Origin of the sequence: Nonomuraea montanisoli, from assembly GCF_013363975.1 — a bacterium.
GTDB lineage: Bacteria > Actinomycetota > Actinomycetes > Streptosporangiales > Streptosporangiaceae > Nonomuraea > Nonomuraea montanisoli.
On record NZ_JABWGN010000010.1, the window covers coordinates 445,669 to 470,714 of the forward strand.

25 protein-coding genes are annotated in these 25,046 nt (G+C 71.5%); 10 read left to right on the forward strand and 15 right to left on the reverse strand.

The window, feature by feature from the left end:
* Positions 1-6: 6 nt before the first annotated feature.
* Positions 7-1,842 carry a serine/threonine-protein kinase gene (locus HTZ77_RS27405; RefSeq protein WP_175592547.1) on the reverse strand — a complete coding sequence of 612 codons (1,836 nt, stop codon included), beginning with the start codon at positions 1,840-1,842 and terminating at the stop codon, positions 7-9.
* A 279-nt stretch (positions 1,843-2,121) separates the two neighbouring features.
* Between HTZ77_RS27405 and HTZ77_RS27410 the strand changes: the two genes are divergently transcribed.
* A complete protein-coding gene (locus HTZ77_RS27410; protein WP_175592548.1) occupies positions 2,122-2,505 on the forward strand; it encodes a thioesterase family protein in 384 nt (127 codons plus the stop codon).
* On the opposite strand, the gene HTZ77_RS27415 is transcribed toward HTZ77_RS27410, so the two are convergent.
* From HTZ77_RS27415 to HTZ77_RS27445, 7 genes are all read right to left on the reverse strand, one after another.
* Positions 2,495-2,707, reverse strand: coding sequence for a biotin/lipoyl-binding carrier protein (locus HTZ77_RS27415; RefSeq protein ID WP_175592549.1), 213 nt, complete (start codon positions 2,705-2,707; stop codon positions 2,495-2,497). The genes HTZ77_RS27410 and HTZ77_RS27415 overlap by 11 nt on opposite strands.
* Positions 2,708-2,740: 33 nt before the next feature.
* On the reverse strand, positions 2,741-4,129 hold the full coding sequence (locus HTZ77_RS27420; RefSeq protein WP_328808788.1) for an acetyl-CoA carboxylase biotin carboxylase subunit: 1,389 nt from the start codon (positions 4,127-4,129) through the stop codon (positions 2,741-2,743).
* A gap of 285 nt (positions 4,130-4,414) precedes the next feature.
* Positions 4,415-5,680 (reverse strand): HD-GYP domain-containing protein, encoded by a 1,266-nt coding sequence (locus HTZ77_RS27425; protein ID WP_175592551.1) that lies wholly within the window; start codon positions 5,678-5,680, stop codon positions 4,415-4,417.
* Positions 5,677-7,047 (reverse strand): HD-GYP domain-containing protein, encoded by a 1,371-nt coding sequence (locus HTZ77_RS27430; RefSeq protein ID WP_175592552.1) that lies wholly within the window; start codon positions 7,045-7,047, stop codon positions 5,677-5,679. The genes HTZ77_RS27425 and HTZ77_RS27430 overlap by 4 nt, the downstream gene beginning before the upstream one ends.
* A gap of 230 nt (positions 7,048-7,277) precedes the next feature.
* Positions 7,278-8,216 (reverse strand): NAD-dependent epimerase/dehydratase family protein, encoded by a 939-nt coding sequence (locus tag HTZ77_RS27435; protein ID WP_175592553.1) that lies wholly within the window; start codon positions 8,214-8,216, stop codon positions 7,278-7,280.
* Between the two features lie 10 nt (positions 8,217-8,226).
* On the reverse strand, positions 8,227-8,493 hold the full coding sequence (gene rsrA, locus HTZ77_RS27440) for a mycothiol system anti-sigma-R factor (protein WP_175592554.1): 267 nt from the start codon (positions 8,491-8,493) through the stop codon (positions 8,227-8,229).
* A complete protein-coding gene (locus tag HTZ77_RS27445; RefSeq protein ID WP_175592555.1) occupies positions 8,490-9,095 on the reverse strand; it encodes a sigma-70 family RNA polymerase sigma factor in 606 nt (201 codons plus the stop codon). The genes rsrA and HTZ77_RS27445 overlap by 4 nt, the downstream gene beginning before the upstream one ends.
* A gap of 233 nt (positions 9,096-9,328) precedes the next feature.
* Between HTZ77_RS27445 and HTZ77_RS27450 the strand changes: the two genes are divergently transcribed.
* The gene (locus HTZ77_RS27450; protein ID WP_175592556.1) at positions 9,329-10,117 is read left to right on the forward strand and encodes a class I SAM-dependent methyltransferase; all 789 of its coding nucleotides are present in this window, start codon (positions 9,329-9,331) and stop codon (positions 10,115-10,117) included.
* A 29-nt stretch (positions 10,118-10,146) separates the two neighbouring features.
* On the opposite strand, the gene HTZ77_RS27455 is transcribed toward HTZ77_RS27450, so the two are convergent.
* Together HTZ77_RS27455 and HTZ77_RS27460 are read right to left on the reverse strand one after the other, a co-directional pair.
* Entirely contained in the window at positions 10,147-10,479 is a 333-nt protein-coding gene (locus HTZ77_RS27455) for a TraR/DksA family transcriptional regulator (protein ID WP_175592557.1), read from the reverse strand.
* Between the two features lie 154 nt (positions 10,480-10,633).
* Entirely contained in the window at positions 10,634-11,386 is a 753-nt protein-coding gene (locus tag HTZ77_RS27460; RefSeq protein ID WP_175592558.1) for an SOS response-associated peptidase, read from the reverse strand.
* Between the two features lie 235 nt (positions 11,387-11,621).
* Between HTZ77_RS27460 and aroA the strand changes: the two genes are divergently transcribed.
* Entirely contained in the window at positions 11,622-12,899 is a 1,278-nt protein-coding gene (aroA, locus tag HTZ77_RS27465) for a 3-phosphoshikimate 1-carboxyvinyltransferase (protein ID WP_175592559.1), read from the forward strand.
* Positions 12,900-13,587: 688 nt separating this feature from the next.
* On the forward strand, positions 13,588-14,637 hold the full coding sequence (rsgA, locus tag HTZ77_RS27470; protein WP_175592617.1) for a ribosome small subunit-dependent GTPase A: 1,050 nt from the start codon (positions 13,588-13,590) through the stop codon (positions 14,635-14,637).
* Positions 14,638-14,894: 257 nt separating this feature from the next.
* Here the strand turns inward: rsgA and HTZ77_RS27475 are convergent, their stop codons facing one another.
* Positions 14,895-15,341 (reverse strand): DUF4442 domain-containing protein, encoded by a 447-nt coding sequence (locus tag HTZ77_RS27475; protein ID WP_175592560.1) that lies wholly within the window; start codon positions 15,339-15,341, stop codon positions 14,895-14,897.
* Between the two features lie 161 nt (positions 15,342-15,502).
* On the opposite strand from HTZ77_RS27475, the gene hisN reads away from it, so the two are divergent.
* Positions 15,503-16,303 (forward strand): histidinol-phosphatase, encoded by an 801-nt coding sequence (gene hisN / locus HTZ77_RS27480; protein ID WP_175592561.1) that lies wholly within the window; start codon positions 15,503-15,505, stop codon positions 16,301-16,303.
* An 84-nt stretch (positions 16,304-16,387) separates the two neighbouring features.
* On the opposite strand, the gene HTZ77_RS27485 is transcribed toward hisN, so the two are convergent.
* Together HTZ77_RS27485 and HTZ77_RS27490 are read right to left on the reverse strand one after the other, a co-directional pair.
* Entirely contained in the window at positions 16,388-17,185 is a 798-nt protein-coding gene (locus HTZ77_RS27485; RefSeq protein WP_175592562.1) for a fructosamine kinase family protein, read from the reverse strand.
* A 61-nt stretch (positions 17,186-17,246) separates the two neighbouring features.
* A complete protein-coding gene (locus HTZ77_RS27490; RefSeq protein WP_175592563.1) occupies positions 17,247-17,720 on the reverse strand; it encodes a low molecular weight protein-tyrosine-phosphatase in 474 nt (157 codons plus the stop codon).
* 121 nt (positions 17,721-17,841) lie between these two features.
* Between HTZ77_RS27490 and pstS the strand changes: the two genes are divergently transcribed.
* Genes pstS through HTZ77_RS27515 form a run of 5 tightly spaced genes read left to right on the forward strand, consistent with a single transcriptional unit; the run spans position 17,842 to position 22,320 of the window.
* On the forward strand, positions 17,842-18,951 hold the full coding sequence (gene pstS / locus HTZ77_RS27495) for a phosphate ABC transporter substrate-binding protein PstS (RefSeq protein ID WP_175592564.1): 1,110 nt from the start codon (positions 17,842-17,844) through the stop codon (positions 18,949-18,951).
* An 8-nt stretch (positions 18,952-18,959) separates the two neighbouring features.
* Complete coding sequence (gene pstC / locus HTZ77_RS27500) at positions 18,960-19,940, forward strand: phosphate ABC transporter permease subunit PstC (protein WP_175592565.1); 981 nt, start codon at positions 18,960-18,962, stop codon at positions 19,938-19,940.
* A complete protein-coding gene (gene pstA / locus HTZ77_RS27505; protein ID WP_175592566.1) occupies positions 19,937-20,812 on the forward strand; it encodes a phosphate ABC transporter permease PstA in 876 nt (291 codons plus the stop codon). Before pstC ends, pstA begins: the two co-directional genes overlap by 4 nt.
* Before the next feature lie 15 nt (positions 20,813-20,827).
* A complete protein-coding gene (pstB, locus tag HTZ77_RS27510; protein ID WP_175592567.1) occupies positions 20,828-21,604 on the forward strand; it encodes a phosphate ABC transporter ATP-binding protein PstB in 777 nt (258 codons plus the stop codon).
* Positions 21,604-22,320, forward strand: a complete 717-nt coding sequence (locus tag HTZ77_RS27515) for a winged helix-turn-helix transcriptional regulator (protein ID WP_175592568.1) — start codon at positions 21,604-21,606, stop codon at positions 22,318-22,320. Before pstB ends, HTZ77_RS27515 begins: the two co-directional genes overlap by 1 nt.
* A 369-nt stretch (positions 22,321-22,689) precedes the next feature.
* Here the strand turns inward: HTZ77_RS27515 and HTZ77_RS27520 are convergent, their stop codons facing one another.
* The gene (locus HTZ77_RS27520) at positions 22,690-23,706 is read right to left on the reverse strand and encodes a serine hydrolase (protein ID WP_175592569.1); all 1,017 of its coding nucleotides are present in this window, start codon (positions 23,704-23,706) and stop codon (positions 22,690-22,692) included.
* Between the two features lie 862 nt (positions 23,707-24,568).
* Positions 24,569-24,745, reverse strand: coding sequence for a mycothiol transferase (locus HTZ77_RS48390; RefSeq protein WP_175592570.1), 177 nt, complete (start codon positions 24,743-24,745; stop codon positions 24,569-24,571).
* Positions 24,746-25,046: the final 301 nt, after the last annotated feature.

The following is a 25,046-nucleotide window of genomic DNA, read 5'->3' on the forward strand; positions in this document are numbered from 1 at the left end:
GACCGGCTAGTTCTTGTTCACCGACGCGCCCGGGGTCGGGGTGGTGCTGCCGGTCGGGCAGAAGCCGCCCTCGATGAGCACCAACGTGACCGGTTTCCTGAGCGCCAGCATCGTGCCCCCGTCGGGCAGCGACTGGCCGACCCTGGTGCATTGCAGCGGCGTCTCGCCATGGGTCTGGTCGTCGTACTTGACGACGAACCCGGCGGCCTGGATGAGGTCCCTGGCCCTCAGGTACGGCATGTCCAGCGTCGTCGGCACGGCCTTCTTGGTGACCGTGGGCGTGGGCGTGGGCGAGGGCGACTTCTTGGTCACCGACGGCGTGGGCGAGGGCGACCTGGTGGGCTCCCGGGTCGGCTCCTCGGTCTCGCGCGGCTCCTCGGTCTCGGTCGGCTGGGTCGGGACGGGCTCGTGGGTCGTCGGCTTGGGCTTGGAAGGCCGTTTGGTGGTCTTGGTCGCCTTGGGCGTGTCGGAGGTCTCGGAGCCCGCCTTGGCCGCGGTGGCGGTGGGGACGGGCGGGTCATCCTGGGGGTTGAGGCCCGTCAGGGCGACGGCGCCGGCGCCCGCGCCGAGCACCACCGCGGCGGCGATGCCCGCGATCAGGCCGCCCCGGCGCGGCGCCTTCCCGCCGCGCCGGCCTCCCTGCCGCGGGTTGGCCTGGGTGGTGGCGTCCTGGGCCTGGAAGCCGCCCGTGTGCTGACCGCCCGCCGGAGCGGGCTGCTGGGCCTGGTGCGAGCCGGTCTGCGGGAAGCCGTCGGACTGGTGGGCGCCGGTCTGGTAGCCGCCCTGCTGGGCGCCCGTCTGGTAACCGCTCTGGTGCGCGCCCGTCTGGTAGCCGCCCTGCTGGGCACCGGTCTGGTAGCCGCTCTGGTGCGCGCCGGTCTGGTAGCCGTCCTGGGTGTGCGCGCCGGTGGGGTGCGCGCCGGTCGGGTGGCCCGCGGCGGGATGGGCGCCGGTCGGGCCGGGGTGCGCGGGCGGGGCCATCGTGGCCCCGGTGACGTGCGGCGTCGGGGCCGGCAGGGCCGGCGTCTGGCCGCTGGCGATCTGGCGGGCCGTCTCGCTCATCGCCTTGGCCGTGGGGAAGCGCCGCGCCGGGTCCTTGGACAGGGCGCACTCCACCAGCGCCCGCACCGCCGGCGGGATGTCCGCGGGCAGCGGGGGCGGCGCCTCGCGGATGTGCTTGAGCGCGATCGTGACGGCGCTGTCACCGTCGAAGGGACGCTGCCCGGCCAGGCACTCGTACGCCACGACGCCGAGCGCGTAGATGTCGACGGCGGGCGTCACCGGAGCGCCCTCGGCCTGCTCCGGCGCGCAGTAGGCGGCCGTGCCGAGCACCATGCCGGCGTCGGTGAGGCGGTTGGCGAGGTCGGAACGGGCGATGCCGAAGTCGGTGAGCACGAGCGTGCCGTCGCGCTGCACGAGCAGGTTGCCGGGCTTGACGTCGCGGTGCACGATGCCCTGCTCGTGGACCGCCTGCAGGGCCGCCGCGGCCTGGGCGATGAGCTCCATCGCCGCCTGGGGCGGGATCCGGCCCAGGCGGGCCAGCAGCCGGTCGAGCGGCTCGCCGTCCACGAACTTCATCACGAGGTAGACGGTGTCGCCGCTGACGCCGTAGTCGTAGACGTCGACCACGCCCGAATGGTTGATCGTGGCCATCGCCCGCGCCTCCCCCTGGAAGCGGGCGACGAAGCCAGGATCGTCCATGCGGCCCGGGAGCAGCACCTTGACGGCGACGGTGCGGGCCAGCACGACGTCCTCGCCCCGCCACACCTCGCCCATGCCGCCGGCGCCGATGCGGGTATCCAGGCGATACCGCCCCGCCAGCGTCGTCCCTTGGGCCACCATGCTTCCCCCGTTACCCCTTCGCCTCTGCGATCTCTCCCACCCCGGGGCTCTCCAACAAAGCGGACTTGTGTCGCGGTGAGATCACGCAGAGGTCACGGAATTCCGAGAGTGTACGACCCAGAAATCCCACACGCCACTTAACACACACAAGCCGTACAAACCCTATCCTGCGGCCTGGAGGCCGTACTTGTCCGGGGATTGCCGAGATCAGCATGCCGCGACGGCGCGTGATCAGTCTCACGCATGGGCCCGCCGCGGCGGTGACAGTACGCTGGCGTCATGACGCTCGCGCCCGGTCTCCGCTCCCAGTTGCTCATCATGGTGGAGCGCGAGGACACGGCCCAGAAGGTCGGCAGCGGTGACGTCCCGGTGCTCGCCACGCCCAAGCTGCTCACCTTCGCCGAGATGGCGACCGTCCAGGCCGTACGCCCCCACCTCGCCCCCGGCCAGAGCACGGTCGGCACCCGGGTGGAGCTGGAGCACCTGGCGCCGAGCCCGCTCGGCGCGCACGTCCAGTTCACCGCCGAGCTCACCCAGGTCGACGGCAAGCGGCTGGTCTTCGCGTTCGAGGCACGCGGCAGGGACAGGGTCGTCGGCCGTGGCACGATCGAGCGCGTGGTGGTCGACCGTGCCGCGTTCGTGGAGCGCGCGACTACTCGATGACGGCGATCAGGTCGCCCTCCTGGATGACGTCGCCCTCGTTGACCTTGAGCTGCGTCACCACGCCGTCGTCCTCGGCGATGACCGGGATCTCCATCTTCATCGACTCGAGGATGACCAGGGTGTCGCCGTCGGACACCGTGTCACCCTCCTTGACGACGACCTTCCACACGTTCGCCACCATCTCGGCGCGTACCTCAGCCACCGGGACTCCCCTCTTTCACCAGATCCAAGGATGTCATGCGCGCCCGCCACGCATCCGCCCGACCAGCCCGGTGTCATAGTCACCCGAGGCGAACTCCACCTCGTCCAGCAGCTCGGCGCAGAACGGCAGGTTGTTCTTCGGCCCTTCCACGATGAAGCCGGCGATCGCCTCGCGGGCCCGCTCCAGCGCCTGGCCGCGGGTCTCGCCGTGGACGCAGAGCTTGGCCATGAGGGGGTCGTAGAACGGGGTGACCGTGTTGCCCTCCTCGTAGCCCGAGTCGACGCGCACGCCCTCACCGGCGGGCTCCGTCCACGCGGTGATCTTGCCAGGTCCGGGGAAGAAGCGCTTGGGGTCCTCGGCGTAGACGCGGAACTCGAAGGCGTGTCCGCGCACCTCGGGACGCACGTCCGGCTGCTCTCCGGCGGCCACCCGAAGCTGGAGCTCCACCAGGTCGAGCCCGGTGACGAGCTCGGTGACCGGGTGCTCCACCTGGAGGCGGGTGTTCATCTCCAGGAAGACGAAGTCCTGCTTGTCGGCGTCGACCAGGCACTCGACGGTGCCGGCGCCGAGGTAGCCCACCGCCTCGCCGGCCCGCGCGGCCGCTGCCAGCACGCGCTCGCGCAGTTCCGGCGTGATGCCGGGGGACGGCGACTCCTCGACCACCTTCTGGTGGCGGCGCTGCACGGAGCAGTCGCGCTCGCCCAGCGCCACGACGGTGCCGTCGGGCAGGCCGAGGATCTGCACCTCGACGTGGCGGGCCCGCTCGATGTAGCGCTCCAGCAGGATCGCGGGACCGGCCAGGGCGTCGCCCTCGCCGCCCTCCGCCGCGGCCGCCGCGAACCGGGCCGCCGCCCTGGCCGCCTGCTCGTACGCCTTGGCCAGGGCCTCCTCGTCGTGGGCGACGCTCATGCCGATGCCGCCGCCGCCACCCGCGGTCTTGACCATGACCGGGTAGCCGATGTCCAGGGCGGCCTTGCGGGCGAGCTCCAGGTCGGTGACGGGCTCGCGGGTGCCCGCGGCCACGGGCACGCCGGCGTCCTCCATCAGGTTGCGCGCGTTGATCTTGTCGCCCATCCGGTCGATCGCCTCGGGGGCCGGGCCGATCCAGACGAGACCGGCGTCGATGACGGCCCGGGCGAACGCGGCGTTCTCGGCGAGGAAGCCGTAGCCGGGGTGGATCGCCCGCACTCCCGTGGCGCGCGCGGCCTCCAGCACCTTGCCGGCGTCGAGGTAGCTCTGCGCGGGGTTGGCCGGGCCGATCAGCACGGCCTCGTCGGCCTCGCGCACGAACGGCAGGTCGGCGTCGGCCTCGGAGTGGACGGCGACGGCGCGCAGGCCCATCCGCTTGACCGTGCGGATGATCCGCCGTGCGATCTCCCCTCGGTTGGCGACCAGAACGGGTCCGAGCGTCTCAGTAAGCACGCCGCCCACCCTACGGGCGGCGCGATTCCCGCCCGTTCCGCTGAACTCACCGATCCGAAGAGCGCGATCTGTAGGAATCCCACAATGGTGGACCATCCGGAACGCGCCGGGGACGAGGATGCGCGCGTTCGCGCTATAGGGGTCGGACGAGCGGGCGCCCTCGCCGCCCGGTCCGGCCGCGCGCCGGCGCTGGGGCGGGGCTGGGGCCGCGCTGAGGCGGAGCTGGGGTGGTCCTCCGGCGCGGCTGGGGCAGCCCTGGGGCGCCCGCTGGGATGATGCCGGGACTCAGAGACGGTGGACGGCGGCGAGGCGGTCGATGACCCGCGACAGCGCCTCGATGGCGGCCGGGTCGTAGGCCGTGCCGGCGGCCAGGCGAATGCGTTCGAGCGCCGCCCCCGCCCGGTCGCGGTCGGTCGAGCCGCCCACCAGGTCGTCGTAGGCGTTGGCCACCTTGATGATGCGGCTGGACAGCGGCGGGTCGTCGCTGATGGGGTCGCACTGGCGGCGCACCACGTCGGCCACCCGGTCCAGCACTCCCGTCTGCTTGATGACCTCGGCGCCCAGCTCGGCGATGCGCCGCGCCTGCTCCGGATCGGCCAGCACGGTGGCGCCGCCGGGGATCGGGTCGCGCAGCGAGAGCTGGCCGATGTCGTGCATGAGCGCGGCGTACTCCAGCTCCAGCAGCTCCGGCTCGGCCATCCCCAGCTCCCGGCCGATGGCCACGGCCAGGCGGCTCACCCGGCGCGAGTGGCCCGGCTCGACGTACCCGCCGACCTCGGTGACGCGCGACAGCGCCCGTACGGTCTGCAGGTAGGTGGCGCGGATCCCCGCGTACTTGCGGAATGCCACCTGCGTGACCAGCAGCGGCGCGGCGAACACCAGCAGGGCGACGAGGTCCATGCTGTGGGTGGCCAGGGCGAGCAGCACGCCCGAGGCGGCCACCGCGGCGCCCAGCGGGAACGCCATGTTCAGCTCGTCGCGCACCGCGACCCGGAAGGCGGTGCGCACCTGCTCGGCCCGCAGCAGCGCGGCGATCAGCACGTCCACCAGCAGCGTGACGGCGATCAGCACCACCATCACCGCGAGCGCCGGCCACCACGTCGGGTCGGGCCCCCGCGTGAGCCGGAACAGCGGGTCGGCCAGCGGCCGGAACGCGAAGGCCAGCAGCGCGCCGGTGAGCAGCCGGCGGGCCATCGCGTCGAGCCGCGGCGGCCGGCCGACCGCGAGGTGCGGCAGCGCCCCCGCGATCATGCCGACGGCGATCACCGCCACGACCTGGAGCGCCGAGTGGCGGAGCTGGTCCTGGCTGAGGTCGAGCAGCAGCGTGTAGCCGAGGGCGGCGGCGGCCCCGATGGGCGCGACCTCCCTGTTGCCCGGCATGGTGAGCCGGGCCAGCTCCCCCACCGCGATGAGCGCGCCGAACCCGACCGCGATCTCCGGATGGTCGAGCCGGGTGGCGGCCGTGTGCGCGACCCCGGCGACGGCGACCAGCCCGGCCGCGCAGATCAGCAGGAGCTGACCGGAGTCGAGGCCCTGGAAGGCCCGGCTCACGGCCCGCTCACCACTTCGATGGGCATCGTGGGGTCGTCGTGGTCCTTGACCGCCGCCTCGTCGGCGTCGGGCGGCGGCGGCTCGACGCGGCGGGGCGGCTGCCACGGCTGGTGTTCGAGCGCCTTGACGAAGGCGCTGACCATGACGGGGTCGAACTGGGTGCCGGCGTTCTTGCGCAGCTCCTCCACGGCCACCTCGACCGGCCGCGCGCCCCGGTAGGAGCGGTCGGAGGTCATCGAGTCGAACGCGTCGGCCACCGCGATGATCCGCGCGAACTCCGGGATCTCGTCGCCGGCCAGCCCCATGGGGTAGCCCCTGCCGTCGTGGCGCTCGTGGTGGTGCATGATCCCGGCGTACGCCTCGTCGAGGAAGTCGATGCCGCGCACGATCTCCAGCCCCCGCATCGGGTGGAGCTGGATGGCGGCGAACTCCTCCTCGGTGAGCGGCCCCTCCTTCTGCAGCACCTTGGTGGGCACGCCGAGCTTGCCCACGTCGTGCAGCATGCCCGCGTAGCGGATGGCCCGCAGCCGCTCCTGGCCCATGCCGACCTCCTGGGCGATCATGCTGGAGGCGGCCGACACGCGGGTGCAGTGGCCCCGGGTGTAGTAGTCCTTGGTCTCCACCGCCTGGCACAGGGCCGCGATGGTGGCGTCGTACGAGCGCTGCTGGGCGTGGTACTGGCCGAACGCCCATCGGGCGACGAACAGCGGCACCAGCACCAGCACCGCCGAGATCGACTGCACGGTCGCCCACAGCCCGGCCACGAGCAGCCCGAACGTGCCGTACCCAAGGTACGACAGCAGGAACTGGGCCAGGCCCCGCATCGGGACCTCCACGGCCCGCACCCCGGTCGCCAGGCGGATCATGGTGAGCGTGAGCATGATGTTCAGCGGCACGAACACCGCCGTGGCCGCGACGTAGGGGCCGATCAGGTCGTCGAAGGCGTGCACCTCCGGCACCCCGATGCGGCCCCCCAGTCGTACGTAGACCCACCCGGCCGCGTGACCGCAGATGGCGAACTGCGCGCCGTTGAAGAGCCGCTTGACCAGCGGCAACCCGGGCCGCACGCTGAACACCGCGGTGAAGCCCACGAGCGCCGTGCCCTCGGGCCCGAGCAGCACCACGGCCGCGAGCGCGGCCGAGAAGCTCACCGACACCGCGAACTGCTCCACGTTGAGCAGGGTCGGCATCGACTCGCACACGAGGAACAGCAGGGCCAGCACGAGCAGCGTGCCCAATTCCTCGGTGCCCAGGTGCCCGGGGGCCATCGCGTGCCGGAGGGTGGTCACGCTGTGGGCGATGACCCCCGCCCCGAGGGCGATGACGGTGACCAGGTAGACCCTCGCAGGCCACGACAGTTCACGCATGGCGGCCTCTCACGGCCGGTTCAGGTCCACGAGACCCCGGGCGGGACGAGGCCCCCGCCCGTGATCAGCAGCGCGACAGGAGCGATCAACGTGATGCCCGTGATCAGGCGGGCGATCCATGGCTTCGACATCCGCTGTGCCTCCCCCTTGAGTCCTGGGGCTCACGCTACAGAACGCGGAGACGTCGCACCGGCGGAGTCACGAATCGCAAGCAAAGCGTAATCAACCGGCTACCCCCGGCGACTCCTGGCCCACTCGACCGTGGCCTTCAGGCCGGTGGCGAGGTCGGTGCGCGGCTGCCAGCCGAGCCCGTCGTAGGCGGGCACGGGATCGACCGCCATGGCGGGCAGGTCGCCCGGCCGCGGCGGCGCGAACCCGGGCTTGTCGGGCCGGCCCGCGGCGTCGGCGATGAGGGTGTGCAGCCTGCGGTCGGTGGTCTGGATTCCGGTGCCGAGGTTGAACCTGCGCCCGTCGCCGGCCTGGCCGCACGCCCGGACGAACCCGTCGACCACGTCGTCGACGTAGACGTAGTCGCGGGTCTGGCCGCCGTCGCCGTAGACGACCGTGGGAGTGCCGCTGAGCAGGCCGTCGGTGAAGATGGCGACCACGCCGGCCTCGCCCTCGGGCGACTGGCGCGGGCCGTACACGTTGGACAGCACGAGCGTCGTGCACTCGATGCCGTGCAGGGCGCGGAAGGTGGCGAGGTAGGTCTCGCCGCTGAGCTTGGAGGCCGCGTACGGCGAGCGCGGGTCGGTCGGCGCGTCGCCGGGCACCGGAATCGTGCCGGGACGGCCGTAGACGGCGACGGAGGAGGCGAAGACCACCTTGCGCGCGCCGCCGGCGTGCGCGGCGGCCAGCACCGACGCGGTGCCCACCACGTTGACCCGGGCGTCGTGGAGCGGGTCGGCGACGCTGCGGCGGACGCTGATCTGCGCGGCCAGGTGGCAGACCACCTCCGGCCGGGCCTCGGCGGCCAGGTCGGCCAGCCCCGGATCGCACACGTCGAGCAGCCGCAGCCGGAAGCGGTCGCTGGTCAGGGCGCCGGCCAGGTTGTCGCGGTCGCCGGACGACAGGTCGTCCACCACGACGACCTCGTGCCCGTCGGCCAGCAGCCGATCGACGAGATTGGACCCGATGAAACCGGCACCACCGGTGACGAGCACGCGCATGCGCCGAATTTTAGTCGGTCAGGTCGGCTCTCACCTGCGCGATGCGCGCGAGGACCTTGGAGCGCAGGTCTCCGGGCAGCGGGTCGCAGCCGCAGTGCTTGGCGACCAGCTGCTTGACCACCTTGTCGAGGTCGTACTCCTTGAGGCACGGACCGCACTCGTCGAGGTGGACGCGGATGTCGACGCAGTCGCCCTCCGCGAGCTCGCCGTCGAGGTAGGCGTAGACCTTGTCGAGCACCTCACGACAGTCGGTCTCGTGCGGGTTTCCGCAGCTCATTTGGAACCCTCCGCGGGGACAAGGCCACGCTCGCGTGCGTAGTCCTCCAGGTGCGCCCGCAACTGCCTGCGGCCGCGGTGGAGCCTCGACATGACGGTGCCGATCGGAGTGCCCATGATGTCGGCGATCTCCTTGTACGGGAAGCCCTCGACGTCGGCGAGGTAGACCGCGATGCGGAACTCCTCGGGAAGCGCGGCCAGCGCCTCCTTGATGTCGCCGTCGGGCAGGTGCTCAAGGGCCTCGACCTCGGCGGACTTCAGGCCGCTCGACGTGTGCGACTCGGCGCGGGCGAGCTGCCAGTCCTCGATCTCCTCGGTGCCCGACTGCTTCGGCTCCCGCTGCTTCTTGCGGTAGCTGTTGATGAAGGTGTTCGTCAGGATCCGGTACAGCCAGGCCTTGAGGTTGGTGCCCTCCTGGAACTGGTGGAAGGACGCGAACGCCTTGGCGAAGGTCTCCTGGAGCAGGTCCTCGGCGTCGGATGGGTTGCGGGTCATCCGGAGCGCCGCGGAGTAGAGCTGCTCGAGATAGGGCATCGCTTCGCGCTCGAACCGCTCGCCTCGCTGCTCGAGAGTCTCCGCGCCTGTCGCGGGCACCAGGCCCACCCCCCTAAGATCACCGGTGGCCGGTTGCGCCGGGACACCGTACTCAGGGGAGAATACCTGCTCGTCCTGCGGCGCTCGGCCACCGGGGAGCGGGTCCAAGAGTGTGAGCATGCTCGTCGCAACACGCCCGTGCCCGCGTCTGTTCCCGCAAGATGGAAGGTGACGAACGACCCGGTGCGGGGAAAACCATACGTACCGGCTGGTAGCCATTTTCCGGAACCCAGGAGTCGCGTGTGCTGCCCATTCCGGCCGAGGAACTGAACGGCTCAGGGACGCTCGGACCGTACTGGACCTTCTACCGTGCCGTCGTGGCCGAGCAGTTGAGCCGGTGGCTTCCCGCCGCACCCTCCACGGTGCTCGACCTGTCCGGCGGCCGCGGGCGGTGGTCCGGCCAGCTCGCCAGGGCCGGGCACCGCGTGATCGAGGTGCTCGACTTCCGGCGGGTCGCCGACCCGCAGGCGAGGCTGCGGGCCGGGGACGGCCAGCCGTGGCTGCGCGAGGCCGACGCCCCGGGCCACGAGGCCGGCGAGGTCCGCCAGGTGCGCGCCGACGACCTGTCGTTCCTGCCGGACGAGAGCGTCGACGCGGTCGTCGCCGAGGAGCGGGCCATGTCGATCGAGCTCATGGCCGAGTCGGCGATGAGCGACGTGGCGCGCGTGCTGCGGCCGGGCGGGCGCGTGCTGGTCTGCGTCGACTCGCTGGTGCTGGGCATGGCGATCCTGGCCGAGCAGGGCCAGTGGCAGCACCTGCGCCAGACCGGCGAGGTCATGCTCGTGCCCTGGCCCGACGGCAGCATCACCCGCTGCTTCAGCAGCGCGCAGCTCAAGGAGCTGCTCATGGACGCGGGCCTGGAGGTGGAGTGGGTGCGCCCGCGTACGGTGCTGTCGCCCTCGACGGTCGACCACGTGCTCGGTTCCGGCACCCGGGCGCTGACCTGGCTGGTGCGCACGGAGCTGGAGGCGCACCCCGACGACGACGACACGGTCGGCATCCACCTGGTGGCCAGCGCCCGCAAGGTCTGACGCGCGCCGCCGCCGGCGGCCCACCGCCGTCAGCGGCGGCGTTCCCGCTTCCCCTGGCACTGCACGCACCGCGCGGCCTCCGGACGCGCCTCCAGCCGGCCCTCCGGCACCGGCTTGGCGCAGTCGAGGCAGCTGCCGTACGTGCCCTCGTCGAGGCGTTTGAGGGCGTCCAGCACGGCCCGCCGCTGCGTCGTGGCGACGGCCAGCATGGCCTGGGCGCGGTCGGCGTCGCTGAGGTCGGAGCCGGCGTCGGCCGGCGAGCGGTCGTTGGCGGAGAGGGGGTCTCCCCGTAACACGCCGATCGAACGGTCGAGGTCGGCGAGCATCTTCTGCAGCCGCTGGCGAGCGGACGTGGCCTCCACGGATCCGCACCTCCGGGTGAATGACGGCAACCCGCGGCAGGACTCCCCGGTTGTCCCGCGCGGCGCATCGGGGGCAATGTGGTGGCGGTGACTCCTAGTAAGCGAATGCACCGCTTTCCTCACCGAATGCCCACTTGACCGGGCTTTTACACCTTCAGAAGAGGGCGGGAGCCTCCTCGGGCGGGAGCGGCTTGATGAGGTCAGGGCCGTTGTTGCGGACGTTGTTGACGTCGGTGGAGACGGGGATCGCCGCCAGCCGGCCGGGGCTCGCGGGCACCAGCAGTCCCGAGACGGTCTCCGCGTCGGTGAGCTTGGGGTCGAGCCACTCGGCCCACCGGTCCTGCTCGATCATCATGGGCATCCGGTCGTGGATGCGGCCCAGCTCGTCCTCCGCGTCCGTGGTGATGACGGTGCAGGTGACGAGCCACTTGAGCGGGTCGTCGTCCGCGCGCGAGGGGTCCTTCCAGAACTCGTACAGGCCCGCCATCGCGAGCACCCCGCCGTCGTCCGGGCGGATGAAGTACGGCTGCTTGCGCTTCTTGCCGTCGTCGCCCTCGACCGGCATCCACTCGAAGTAGCCGTCGGCGGGCAGCAGGCACCTGCGCTTGGCGAACGCCTGCCGGAACGACGGCTTCTCCGCCAGCGTCTCGGCCCTGGCGTTGATCATGCGGGAGCCGATCGACGGGTCCTTGGCCCAGGCGGGCACCAGTCCCCACCGCACGATCCTGAGCTGCCGCACCGCCCGCTCGGCCTCCTTGGGCACGCGGCTGAGCACGGCGTAGACGTTCTTGGTCGGGGCCACGTTGTAGTCGGCCCCCAGCTCCTGGTCAGGGTCGCCGTCGAGCTCGACCTGGAACTCCTCCAGCAGCTCGTGCTTCTTGCGCGCCGACGCGTATCTACCGCACATGCCCCCACATTGCCACGTACGGCTTTCGCTCGCGTGTTCCCACCCGCATCTCGCCCTGTCTTCCCGACCACCCGCCCCTTCTCCTGACCACCTGCCCCTGTTGCGAGCGCCCGCCCACCTACCCCGTTCCCGCCACCCGCCCCTGTTGCCGAGGGCCCGCCGCCATCCACGTCCGTCCACAGGCCCTCGGCCAGGACGACGGCCGCTTCGCCCCTGGCCCGATAGGCTTGGCCCCATGCCCGCTCAGCACTGGCCCGCTCCCGTCGCCACCGGCCCCGTGGCCGCGTCCGTCGAGCTGCCCGGCTCCAAGTCGGTCACCAACCGCGCCCTCGTGCTCGCCGCCCTCGCCGAGGGTCCCGGCATCGTGCGCAGGGCGCTGCGCAGCCGCGACGCCGACCTCATGGTCGCCGCCCTGCGCGCCCTCGGGGCGACGCTGGAGCCGATGGCCGAGACCTCGGCCTCGGTCGACTGGCGGGTGACACCGGGCCCGGTCCGCGGCGGCGCGCACGTCGACGCCGGCCTGGCGGGCACGGTGATGCGGTTCGTCCCGCCGGTGGCGGCGCTGGCCGACGGCCCGGTGACGTTCGACGGCGACCCGCACGCGCGCAAGCGTCCGATGGGCCCGATCCTCGACGCGCTGCGCGCCCTGGGCGCCCGCGTGGAGGGCGACGCGCTGCCGTTCACGGTCAGCGGGCCGGTCGCGGGCGGCGAGGTCACGATCGACGCGTCGGCGTCGTCCCAGTTCGTCTCTGGACTGCTGCTCACGGCGGCGCGCTTCGAGAAGGGTGTCACGATCCGCCACTCCGGCCCGCCGGTGCCGTCGCAGCCGCACATCGACATGACCGTGCAGATGCTGCGGGCGGCGGGCGTGCGCGTGGACGACGGCGAGCGCGACGTGTGGCGGGTCGAGCCCGGTCCCGTCGCGCCACGCGACCTCACGGTCGAGCCCGACCTGTCGAACGCGGCCCCGTTCCTGGCGGCGGCCATGGTCACGGGCGGCACGGTCACGGTCCCGGGCTGGCCGGCCGTCACCACGCAGCCGGGCGACGCGCTGCGCGGCCTGCTCACCGACATGGGCGCCACCGTCCATCTGACCGACGGCGGCGAGCTCTCGGTGACGGGCGCGGGCCGGATCGAGGGCATCGACGCCGACCTGCGCGAGGTGGGCGAGCTGACGCCCACGATCGCCGCCCTGGCCGCGCTGGCCTCCTCGCCGAGCCGCGTACGCGGGGTGGCGCACCTGCGCGGCCACGAGACCGACCGGCTCGCGGCGCTCGCCACCGAGATCAACCGGCTCGGCGGCGACGCCGAGGAGACCGACGACGGCCTCATCGTCCGGCCGCGCCCGCTGCACGGCGGCGTCTTCCACAGCTACGACGACCACCGCATGGCCACGGCCGGGGCGGTCATCGGGCTCGCGGTGCCGGGCGTCGAGGTCGAGAACATCGCGACGACCGGCAAGACCCTCCCGGAGTTCACGGCCATGTGGGCGTCGATGCTGGGCACGGAATGACCACGCCCGGGCACAGGGTGACCACACGGCGCCCGGCTCCGGCTTCGTCGCACCGGTCCTCCGGAAGGGGCGAGGGGGTCCGTACGGCGTCCCTTCATACGCATGTACCGGGTCCGGATGCGCCCAGGGCGCATGAGGAGGCGCGTACAGCGTCGTCGCACGGACGGGGAACGAGCCCGGAGACAGATACGGCACCGTCGCACACGTCCAGGACATGCGAGAAGGGGCGTTCGGCCTCTCCGCACACGCCTGGGACAGGTGAGAAGAGGCGTACAGCCTCTCCGCATACGCCCGGAACTTGGGAGAAGAGGCGTGCGGTGTCTCCGCACGCGCCCGGGACGAGCGCGAGGACACGCACGGCGGCATCACACGTGGCCGCGACGGGCGCGAAGACGCGCGCGACGACATTGCATGCGCCCGGCGTACGCGGGAAGGCGCATACAGCGTCACCCCTCGCACTCAAGGTGCACGGGAAGGCGCATACAGCGTCACCCCTCGCACTCAAGGCGCGCGAGACGGCGCCTACGGCCTCGCCCCGCGCGCTCGGGGAGGATGTGGAGGCGTGGAGGGTGTCGTCGCCACCCACGTCCGGCCGGCAGGGGGACGCAGGAGGCGCGGCCTCGACGCCCGGGCTCCGGGCGGGGAGGCCGCTGAAGGCACGCACGAGCGATCGCAGGGGTGAAGACCGCTGAGGAAGCGGGAGTACGACGAGGACGACGTACGGGTCAGGCCGGGCAAGGGTTCACGGCCACGGACCCGGATCCGGCCTGCGCACGAGGACGCCGTCGAAGGGTTCATCGTGGCGGTCGACCGGGGCCGCTACACCGCGCTGGTCGAGGCGGAGCGGCCCAAGGGTTCGGCCGCCAAGCGCGGCGCGCGGCAGCGTTCCCGCCTGGTCGTCGCCATGAAGGCCCGTGAGCTGGGCCGCAAGGGCATCGTGGTGGGCGACCGGGTGGCGCTGGTCGGCGACGTGTCAGGGCAGCCCGACACGCTGGCCCGCGTGGTGCGGGTGGAGCCGCGCACCTCGATGCTGCGGCGCTCGGCCGACGACACGGACGACACCGACGGCATCGAGCGGCCGATCGTGGCCAACGCCGACCAGCTCGTCATCGTCACCGCGCTGGCCGACCCGCCGCCGCGGCCCCGGATGATCGACCGGATCCTCGTCGCCGCCTTCGACGCCGAGATCGAGCCGCTGCTCTGCCTCACCAAGTCCGACCTCGCGCCGCCCGACGACCTGCTCGCCCTCTACCGGCCGCTCGGCGTCCCGCACGTCGTGGTGCACAAGGGCGGCTCGCTCGACGAGCTGCGTGAGCACCTGGAGGGGCGCCTCAGCGTGCTCGTGGGCCACTCCGGGGTGGGCAAGTCGACGCTGGTCAACGTGCTCGTCCCGGACGCCAACCGGGCGGTCTCCCACGTCAACGCGGTGACCGGCCGCGGCCGCCACACCTCGACGTCGGCCGTGGCCCTGGAGCTGCCGGAGGGCGGCTGGATCATCGACACGCCCGGCGTGCGCAGTTTCGGCCTGGCGCACGTGTCGGTCGAGACGGTGCTCGCGAGCTTCCCCGACCTGGTGGAGGGCACGGTCGACTGTCCCAAGGGGTGCACGCATCTGAGTGACGAGTGCGCGCTGGACGCGTGGGTGGCGGCCGGACACGCCGACCCGGCCCGCCTGGAGTCGCTCCGCCGCCTGCTGGCGATCCGCGAGGGCGCCCCGGACGAGTCCCCCGCCACCTGAACGACAACCCCCGTCATCGGCCGGGCACCGTCATCCGGCCTGGCCCGGTCCGCCCTACGAGTCGCCCGTCGCAGAGGCGCCCTGCGCCCACCGCACGAGCCCGCCCCATGAGCCGACCGACGCGCGCTTGCTCCATGAGCCGGCCGACGCGCGCTTGTTCCACGAGCCGGCCGACGCGCGACACCCACGCCACGAGACAGCCCCAGCGCGAGCGGGCCCCCAGCGCGAGTGGGCCCGCTCTGACGTCTTTCAGGCGCTCAGGTGCGGTTGGGCCGCAGTGTCCACGTGAACGTGAACGAGCACACCGGCACGTCCTCCGCGTTCCTGATCTCCACCGCCACGTCGAACTCCGGCCGCTTGCCCGCGTCCAGCTCGGCGAGCACGTCCTCGCGCGAGGCGAGCAGCCGCCCCTCCGCGACCACGTCGCCCTTGGCGAGCTTGTGGTACTGGACGGTCGCCCCGGTCGTCAGCGGCACCGCGCGGGCGAGCTGGTCGCCGAGGGCCGACAGCATGGCGGCGCCCGAGGCCGACTCCGCGAGCGTGAACAGCGCGCCGGCGTGCGGCCCGGCCACGTGGTTGTGCAGGTCGGCGCGGTCGGCGAGGCGGCACACGGCGCGCCCGTCCTCGGTGTGGTCGAAGGTGACGCCCAGGGTGCGGGCGAACGGAACGGTCTGGAGCAGCAGTGCTCCGGCGTCGAGCGTCATGCCCCGATGCTACTGACGAGTAACACAGTTGCGCAGCCGAGCCACCACGAAAAGCGTCCAAGTCCTACAAGCCATGTCCAAGCCATACGGAAGGGCACTTTCGGGAAAGGCGACGTGGGCCCCTGATGCGCGGGAGGCCCGGCACGGTAGCGTGACGAACCGTGCAGGGTTACAACGACGATCTACGCCTCGCCCACGTGATGGCGGACGCCGCCGACGACCTGACGATGCGCCGGTTCAAGGCCGTGGACCTCAAGGTCGAGACCAAGCCCGACCTCACCCCGGTCAGCGACGCCGACCGGGCGGTCGAGGAGGCCATCCGCGGCACGCTGCGCCGCGCCCGCCCGCGCGACGCGGTCGTCGGCGAGGAGTTCGGCCAGACCGGCTGGGGCGCCAGGTCGTGGATCATCGACCCCATCGACGGCACGAAGAACTACGTGCGCGGCGTGCCCGTGTGGGCGACGCTGATCGCGCTGATGGAGTACGGCAAGGTCGTCGTGGGCCTGGTCTCGGCCCCGGCCCTCGGCCGCCGCTGGTGGGCCGCCACCGAGGGCGGCGCCTGGACCGGCAAGAGCCTGGCCAGGGCCACCCGCATGCAGGTGTCGCAGGTCTCCGCCCTGGGCGACGCGTCGTTCTCCTACTCCAGCTTCGGCGGCTGGGAGGAGACGGGCCGCCTCGAACCCTTCCTCGACCTCGGCCGCGCCTGCTGGCGCACCCGCGCCTACGGCGACTTCTGGTCGCACATGATGGTGGCCGAGGGTTCGGCCGACATCTCGGCGGAGCCGGAGCTGTCGCCGTGGGACATGGCGGCCCTGACGGTGATCGTCGAGGAGGCGGGCGGCGTCTGGACCGACGTCGAGGGCCGGCCGGGACTGGAGGGCGGCAGCCTGGTCTGCACCAACGGCCTCCTCCACGACGAGGTGATCAAGCGGCTGAACGACGGCCGCACCCCCGGCGCCTGAGACCAGTCCCCCAGCCCACCCACCGTCACCCGGCCCGCCCACCGTCATCCGGCCTGACCGCCGTCGCCCAGCCCATCCACACGCTCACCCGGCCCGTCCAAGAGCCAGCACCCGGTCCACCGCCCGCATCAGGCTCTCCCGGTACGACCCGCCGAACAGCACCACGTGCACCAGCAGCGGATGGAGCTGGTGCAGCGGCACCCGTTCGCGCCAGCCGTCGGCCAGCGGGCTCAACTCCTGGTACGCCGCGAGGATCCGCTCCTCGTACGGCACGCCGAACAGCGCCAGCATGGCCAGGTCCGTCTCACGGTGCCCGCCATGGGCGGCGGGGTCCACCAGCACGCCCGTGCCGCCGGACCACAGCACGTTGCCGCTCCACAGGTCGCCGTGGATGCGGGCCGGCGGCTCCGGCGGTCCGGCCGCCTCCGGGAGGCGTTCCACGGCCCGCTCGACCCGCCGTACGTCCTCGGCGGGAAGCCCCGCCCGCCGTACGAACGGAAGGACGCGGCGGGTGGCGTAGAAGGAGGGCCAGTCGTCCGCGGCCGAGTTGTCCATCGGCAGGTCGGCGATGAAGCCCGGCCAGGGCGCGCCGAAGGCGGGCGCCCCCGCCCGGTGCATCCGCGCGAGCGCCCGCCCGAACCGCTCGGCGGCGGCCGGGGTGGGCGGTTCGGTGTCCACCCAGGACAGCACCAGGCGATCCTCGGCCACCTCCACCACCTCGGGCACGTCCATGGCCTCGCCCAGCCACCGCAGCCCGGCCGCCTCCGACGCGAACACCGGCGAGGCGGCCCCCACCTTGGCGAACACCTGACGCCCGTCCTCCAGCACGCCGCGCCGCAGCCGCCACCCGTGCGACGCCCCGAGATCCTCAGCCGACTCCACGCACCCGCCCCTCAGCCGCTCCCGCCGCCTCGTCCATCAGCCACTCCCGCCGCCCCGCCCATCAGCCGATCTCGTCGGCGATGTGCTTGGCCACGCCCTCGGCCGCCGCCTCGACGAGCTCCAGCACCTCCACGAAACCCTCCGAGCCTCCGTAGTACGGATCCGGCACCTCGGCCCCCTCGGGCGCCGCCGGGTCGAACGAGCGGAACAGGCTCACCTCGACGCCGGAGGGAGCCATCCCGCGCAGGACGGCGAGGTTGTCGCGATCCATGGCGAGGACCAGGTCGTAGCGGTCGAACCAGTCATGGGTGAACTGCCGGGCCCGGTGCGCCGAGCCGTCGTACCCGTGCTCGGACAGCGTGCGCAGGGCGCGGGCGTCCATCGGGTCGCCTGCGTGCCAGCCGCCCGTGCCCGCGCTCTCCACCGTGACCCGGCGGCCCAGCCCGCGCTCGTCCAGCACGTGCCGGAGGACCACCTCCGCCATCGGTGACCTGCAGATGTTCCCCATGCACACCAGGCATACGCGATACGTCATAAACCCCATCATGAGGGCGACCGGGCCCGTTCACCGAACGTTCACCCTCGTCAGGGGTTGCGAGTCACTTTGCCTGCATAACTTCAGTGGCGACTAAGGACCAAGTGGGAGGAACCCAACCGTGAAGTATGCAGGCCGGCTCGCCGCCGTCGCCGTCGTCGGCGCGCTCTCGCTCGCTGCGTGCGGCACAGACAACAACACCTCTGGCAGCGCGAGCACCAGCTCGGCCGCCGCCACCGGCGCCGCCGGCAACGGGCTCAGCGGCACCATCAACGCCGCCGGTTCCTCGGCCCAGGCCAACGCGATCGACCAGTGGAAGAAGGACTTCCAGTCCAAGAACCCTGGCGCCAGTGTCAACTACCAGCCGAGCGGCTCGGGCGCGGGTGTGCAGGCGTTCATCCAGGGCACGGTCGCCTTCGCGGGTTCCGACTCGGCCCTCAAGGACGACAAGGGCGAGCCGGCGCAGGCCGACGCCCGGTGCAAGACCGGCAAGGCCATCAACATCCCGATGGTCACCGGCCCCATCGCCGTCGTCTACAACCTGCCCGGCGTGGACGGCCTCCAGCTCTCGCCCAAGACGATCGGCGCCATCTTCAACGGCAAGATCACCAAGTGGGACGACGCCGCCATCAAGGCCGACAACCCCCAGGCCAAGCTGCCCTCCACCCCGATCCAGGCCTTCCACCGGGCCGACGAGTCGGGCACGAGCGACAACTTCACCAAGTTCCTCAAGGCGACCGCCGAGTGGCCGTACGAGCCGGCCAAGGCCTGGCCCGCCGAGGCCAAGGGCCAGGGCGCCAAGGGCTCCGACGGCATCGCCTCCTCGGTGAAGGGCGCCGAGGGCGCCATCAGCTACGTCGAGCTGTCGTTCGCCGAGAACTCCCAGCTCCAGAAGGCCAAGGTGGCCAACGGCACCGGCGAGTTCGTCGAGCTGACCCCCGAGAGCGCGGCCAAGACCATCGAGACCGCCGAGGTCAAGGGCACCGGCAACGACCTCAAGCTGGGCATCGACTACGCCACCAAGACGGCGGGCGCCTACCCGATCGTCCTCGTGACGTACGAGATCACCTGCGAGAAGGGCCTGTCGGCCGACGAGGCGAAGCTGGTCAAGTCGTTCCTCACCTACACCGCCAGCGACGAGGGCCAGACCGCGCTGAAGGACCTGGGCTACGCGCCCCTGTCGGGCGAGCTGCTCACCAAGGTCCGCACCGCCGTCGAGGCGATCTCCTAGATCCGCCGATGACGACTGACGTCCGTACCCGTGGGGGCGGGCCGGCCACGCGCCGGTCCGCCTCGCGGCGCAGCCACGGTGAGGCGCCCTTCCGCTTCGCCGCCACCGGCGCGGGCATCCTCCTGCTGGTGATCATGGCGGCCATCGCCGTCTTCCTCATCAGCGAGGCGGTCCCGGCGCTCCAGGCCAACAAGGGCAGCTTCTTCACCGAACTGACCTGGGAGCCGAACGGCAGCCAGGTCTTCGGCATCGCCGCCCTTGCCTTCGGCACCGTCCTCAGCTCCGCCATCGCGCTCGTGATCGCCACCCCGGTGGCCATCGGCGTGGCACTGTTCATCTCCCACTACGCGCCGCGCCGCATGGCCGGGCCGCTCGGCTACCTGGTCGACCTGCTCGCCGCCGTCCCCAGCGTCGTCTACGGCCTGTGGGGCGTGGCGTTCCTGGTGCCGCTGCTCAAGACGCCGTCGGAGTGGCTGAACGCGCACCTCGGCTGGTTCCCGCTGTTCGCCGGCGAGGGCGCGATCGGCGGCAAGACCATGCTGGCCGGCGGCGTCGTGCTGGCCATCATGATCCTGCCGATCATCGCCGCGATCTCCCGCGAGGTCTTCCTCCAGACCCCCAAGATGAACGAGGAGGCCGCGCTCGCCCTCGGCGCCACCCGCTGGGAGATGATCCGGATGGCCGTGCTGCCGTTCGGCCGCCCCGGCGTGGTCAGCGCCGCGATGCTCGGCCTCGGCCGGGCCATGGGCGAGACGATCGCGGTCGCCCTGATCTTCCCCGCCACGTTCGACATCACCTTCGAGATCCTCACCCCGCACGGCAACAGCATCGCGGCCAACATCGCCAACGGGTTCGGCGAGGCCACCCCGATCGGCCGGGGCGCGTTGATCGCCTCCGGTCTGGTGCTGTTCGTCATCACCCTGCTCGTCAACATGGCCGCACGCATGATCATCAACCGCCGCAAGGAATACGCGAGGAGCGGCGCATGACCACCGTCCAGCACATCTCGGCCGGCCGCCGCGTCAAGGACCGCCTGGCGCAGGGGCTGGTCTATCTCGCGTTCGCCCTGGCCGTCGTACCGCTCGTCTCGGTGCTGTGGCTGGTCATCAAGAACGGCCTCGCCCGGTTCGACACGGAGTTCCTCACCCACTCCATGCGCAACATCGGCGCGCGCGACGCGGGCGGCGGCGCCTACCACGCGATCATCGGCACGCTGGAGCAGGTCCTGCTGGCCTCGCTCATCGCGGTGCCGATCGGCCTGCTCACGGCGATCTACCTCACCGAGTACGGCAACGGCGGCCGGCTGAGCCGGGCCATCAGCTTCTTCGTGGACGTCATGACCGGCGTCCCGTCCGTCGTCACCGGCCTGTTCGTCCTCGCGTTCTGGATCCTGTTCCTGGGCATGCCGTTCTCCGGCCTGGCCGGCGCGCTCGCCCTGGCGATCCTCATGATGCCGACGGTGGTCAGATCGGCCGAGGAGATGCTCCGCCTCGTGCCGAACGACCTGCGCGAGGCCTCGTACGCGCTGGGCGTGGCCAAGTGGCGCACGATCGTGAAGGTCGTGCTGCCGACCGCGTTCACCGGCATCGTCACCGGCGTCATGCTGGCCGTCGCCCGCGTCGCGGGCGAGACGGCGCCGCTGCTGCTGACCGTGTTCTTCACCGACTCCATCAACAGCGACCCGTTCAACGGGCCGCAGATGGGGCTCCCCCTCTACGTCTTCGACCAGGCGGGACGTCCCAACGACACCGCCATCGACCGGGCCTGGACCGGAGCCCTCACGCTCATCCTGATCGTCATGCTGCTCAACCTGGTGGCGCGCCTCATCGCCTGGTGGCGCTCGCCCGCCAAGGGCCGATAGGGGGTAACCAGCGCAATGTCCAAGCAGATCCAGGTGTCCGGTCTCGACGCCTACTACGGCTCGCACAAGGCCATCGAGGACGTCTCGATGACGATCGAGCCGCGTTCGATCACGGCCTTCATCGGCCCGTCCGGATGCGGCAAGTCGACGTTCCTGCGCACGCTCAACCGCATGCACGAGGTCATCCCCGGCGCGCGCGTGGAGGGCAAGGTCCTGCTCGACGGCGAGGACCTGTACGGCGCGACGGTCGAGCCGGTGTCGGTGCGCCGGTCCATCGGCATGGTGTTCCAGCGTCCGAACCCGTTCCCCACGATGTCCATCTACGAGAACGTGGCCGCCGGGCTGCGACTCAACGGCCGTGTCTCGAAGTCGCAGAGCGACGGCATCGTCGAGGAGTCGCTCAAGGGCGCCAACCTCTGGAACGAGGTCAAGGACCGGCTCAACAAGCCCGGCGCGGGCCTGTCGGGCGGTCAGCAGCAGCGGCTCTGCATCGCCCGAGCCATCGCGGTCAAGCCGCAGGTGCTGCTCATGGACGAGCCGTGCTCGGCGCTCGACCCGATCTCCACGCTGGCCATCGAGGACCTCATGGTCAAGCTCAAGGACCAGTACACGATCGTCATCGTCACCCACAACATGCAGCAGGCGGCCCGGGTCAGTGACCGGACGGCCTTCTTCAACCTCGACGGCCAGGGCAAGCCGGGCAAGGTGGTGGAAATGGACGAAACTTCCCGGATGTTCACCAACCCCTCGCAGAAGGCGACCGAGGACTACATCACCGGGCGCTTCGGCTGATGACCCACCAGCAGGCGGCATCCACGGTGAACGGGGACACGCGGACCAGGCCCGTACTGCTCATCGCCGACCCCGACGAGGAGGTCGCCGGAGATCTGGCCGACGCCCTCGAACGCGAGGGCGTGGCCGTCACCAACGCGCCCGACGGCGCCCAGGGCCTGCTGCAGGCCGGCGCGCTCCAGCCCGACGTGGTGCTGGTGGCGGCCAGCCTGCCGGTCATCGGCGCCGTCGACTTCGTCCGCGCGGTCCGGGTCGCACGTGCCGTGCCCGTGCTGCTCGGGGTCGGCGAGGGCAACGCCGACCAGGCCGTCCAGGCGCTCGCGGCCGGGGCGGCGGCCTGCGTCGCCCGGCCGTACCGGGTGCCGGAGCTGTTGCCGTTCATCCACGCGGCCTCCCCAGAGCAGCGCGACGTGCTCGCCGCCGGCTCCGTCGAGCTGGACGTGCGGGCCTACCAGGTACGCGTGGACGGGCGGGTCGTCCACCTGCCCCTCAGGGAGTTCGAACTGCTGCTGTACCTGATGCGCAACGCCGACCGGACGGTCACGCGGGAGCAGATCATGCGGCACGTGTGGCACGCGGGGGCCGGCACGTCCACGAACACGATCGCCGTCCACGTCAAGCGGCTGCGCGCCCGGCTGGGGGACGAGGACGACCAGCTCATCCAGACGGTACGCGGGGTGGGCTACCGGCTCGTCACACCGGGCTCGCCCGCCTGAGCAGGCTCTCCACTGCGCCTGGGCGCGCCCGACTGCTTGAACGGGCCCAGCTGACTGGTCAGGCTCGACTGCTTGAGCGGTCTCAGCTGACGGGTCGGGCTCAGCTAGCTGGTCGGGCTCGACTACCTGAGCGAGCTCGACTACCTGAGCGAGCTCGGCTGCCTGAGGGACGGGGTGCGGGCTGGTCGCCGCAGGTCGGCTGGGGCCTGTACGGCGCCACGGGCCGGTGTCGCCTGCGCAGCACAGAAGAAGCCCGACTCGCTGGCGCGGCGCTGGAGCCCGACTGGCTGACGCGATGTCGCGGCCTCGATCATCCGTACGGTGCCGAAGCCTGACGCCCCGTTCTCGGTCACCCGTGCGGTGCCCGGGTCATGATCGGCGGCATGCCCGGAACGCCTTCATGGCGCGCTTGGCCACGCCTTCCACGGTCGCGATGCCGTTCCCCACCTCGGCAGCACCCTCGCTGAGCACCGCGACCGCGTAGTCGTGGCCGGCCGCGCCCTTGCCGCGCCCACGGAGAAGCCCGACAGTGACGACCGCCCAGCGCTTGGTGGACACGCGCTTCAGCCAGCCGTTCTTCAGCGCCACGCGGTCACGTCCGCAGGCGGCGGCGCTGATCCCCCAGTCCTGACCGGGGATCACCCGGCCCATCAGTCGCAGCACCTGGTCCCGATCCTTCCCCGGCAACGGGCTCCGATCCGACACCAGGGCCCGCATGAGCCGTACCTGGTCCTCGGCCGAGGTGGGCGTGATGCCCCAGCAGTACAGGTCCACGCACTTGCCCGGAACCCCCGAAGTGTTGCGCAGCCCGAACCGCCGACCGGCTCGGGTGAAGCCGTCGGGACCGCCGATGCGCGTCCAGAGCCGATCGGCAGCGTGGTTGTCGCTGTAACGGATCATCAGGTCGGCGTCGCGACGCACCCCCTGGGGCAGCTCGCGCCAAGGGGTGCGGAGGAGGAGCGCCATGAGGATCTGCACCTTGGCGGAGCTGGCGGTGATCAGGCGCTCGTCGCGGTGGTAGCGGTAGAGGCGGCCGTCGGTGAGGTCGCGCACCATGGCGGTGACGGGCCCAGGGCGACCGGCGAGGTAGCGGCCGAGCTCCTTGGTCAGGGTCTTGGTCGGGACGGGGGCGGCCTTCGCGGTCTTGCGCTTGAGGGCTGCGGGCGTCTCGCGGTCGGCGACCTTCCTGGGCGCGAACTCGATGGACTCGATGACGGAACTCGCGGATGGCCCCGGCAGTAGGCTCTCGCGACCTCTGAGGGCGACGACCGCAGGGACAGGCGAGGTCACCAAGGCGGCTGAGGTGAGAACGGGCGGCGAGGCGGCAGCCGGCGCCACCAGAACGGTGACCAACGCGGCCCGGCGCACCGCCCTGCCGACGATCATTGCCGAATTATCCCGACAAAGCACCACACGCCGCCAGCCAAATCCCGCAACGACCACCCGCAGCACGCTGAAGCCGACGGCAGCATCGCAGGCAGGATCAGGCCTCAGAGAGCGGCCTGCATGAACAGCACCAAGTACGGCACCGACGACAGGCCCCGCCCGTTCCCGTGACGCCACGTTCACGGCGACCAGTCCGAGGGAGGGGAAGCCGCCGCAATGACCTCACGTCATGGTGCGGTGATCAGGTCCGTGGTTTGGGGTCCTGGTACCGGACCACATCGCCGGCTGGGAGCCGAGGCTCCCAGGGCTAGACAGCCCGCGCGATCTGCCCATGGCGACTCCTCGACTGCGCCAGAGCCTCGGCCTCGGTCCCTTGCCGGCAGCGCCGGGCCCGAATCGATGTCGCGGCTCTCCCGAGAGTGCTCCTACTGAGTGGCACCCACGATGTGGCAGTCCAGCGAGATGTCGTGGTGCAGTGATCACGCCGTCCAAGCAGACGCGAGAAGGAGTGGCGTAGACATGAAGACGGCCATCGCACGATCCTTCGAGTGCATGACCTGGACTGAAGGGGAACCCCGCGATGGCCGCCACACAACAGTGTGCCGCCTGGGCCGCGGCCGCAGGAGCTGTTTGACGTAACTCCCTGAAATACTTCGGTGGCGAAGCGTCACATTCACCATATCCAGGACATGGAGCGGACTCTTCACGGCGCAAGGGTGGTCCAGGGTCGCATCGCTTGCATGCGGACCGCCCAGTTCGGACTTGCACCCACCGCCCTCTTCCCCGTTGCCGAGAAGAGGAGCAACTGTCGCGCCGGCACGTTGACGTGGCGTGCGCTCGACTTCTCCAGGTCAGGTGCGACCTACTGCCCTACTCGCCCGTCGATGCGCTCGCACAGCAGATCGGCGTGCCCACAGTGACGAGCGCACTCCTCGATCCGACGCGCCCACACCTCTCGGACAGCGATGCCATCGCTCCGAACCCGCGCACCCACGTCCTTTGGCCAAGGCACGCCGTGAATCGAGCGGTCAGAGCTCACGGATCCGCCCTCATGACAACGGAGGTACGGACCTCAAGAGCAGGCGCACCGCACAAGAGCACGCACACACCAGCCTCGTGCCACGCGCCCGAGCACCCGCCAAAAATGGGAGTACCCGCCAGAAGAACGCGCCATCCACGAGACGTGAGCCGGCTGGCCCCTTCAAAACACCCGCACAACGCAAGAAAGGGCCCCATCCTCCACTCCCCAAAGCCAACCCTGGCCCTGAGAAGCTCCGGATGGAGCCCTTACCTGTCAAACAAAGATTGTCCGGCGGTGACCTACTCTCCCACACCCTCCC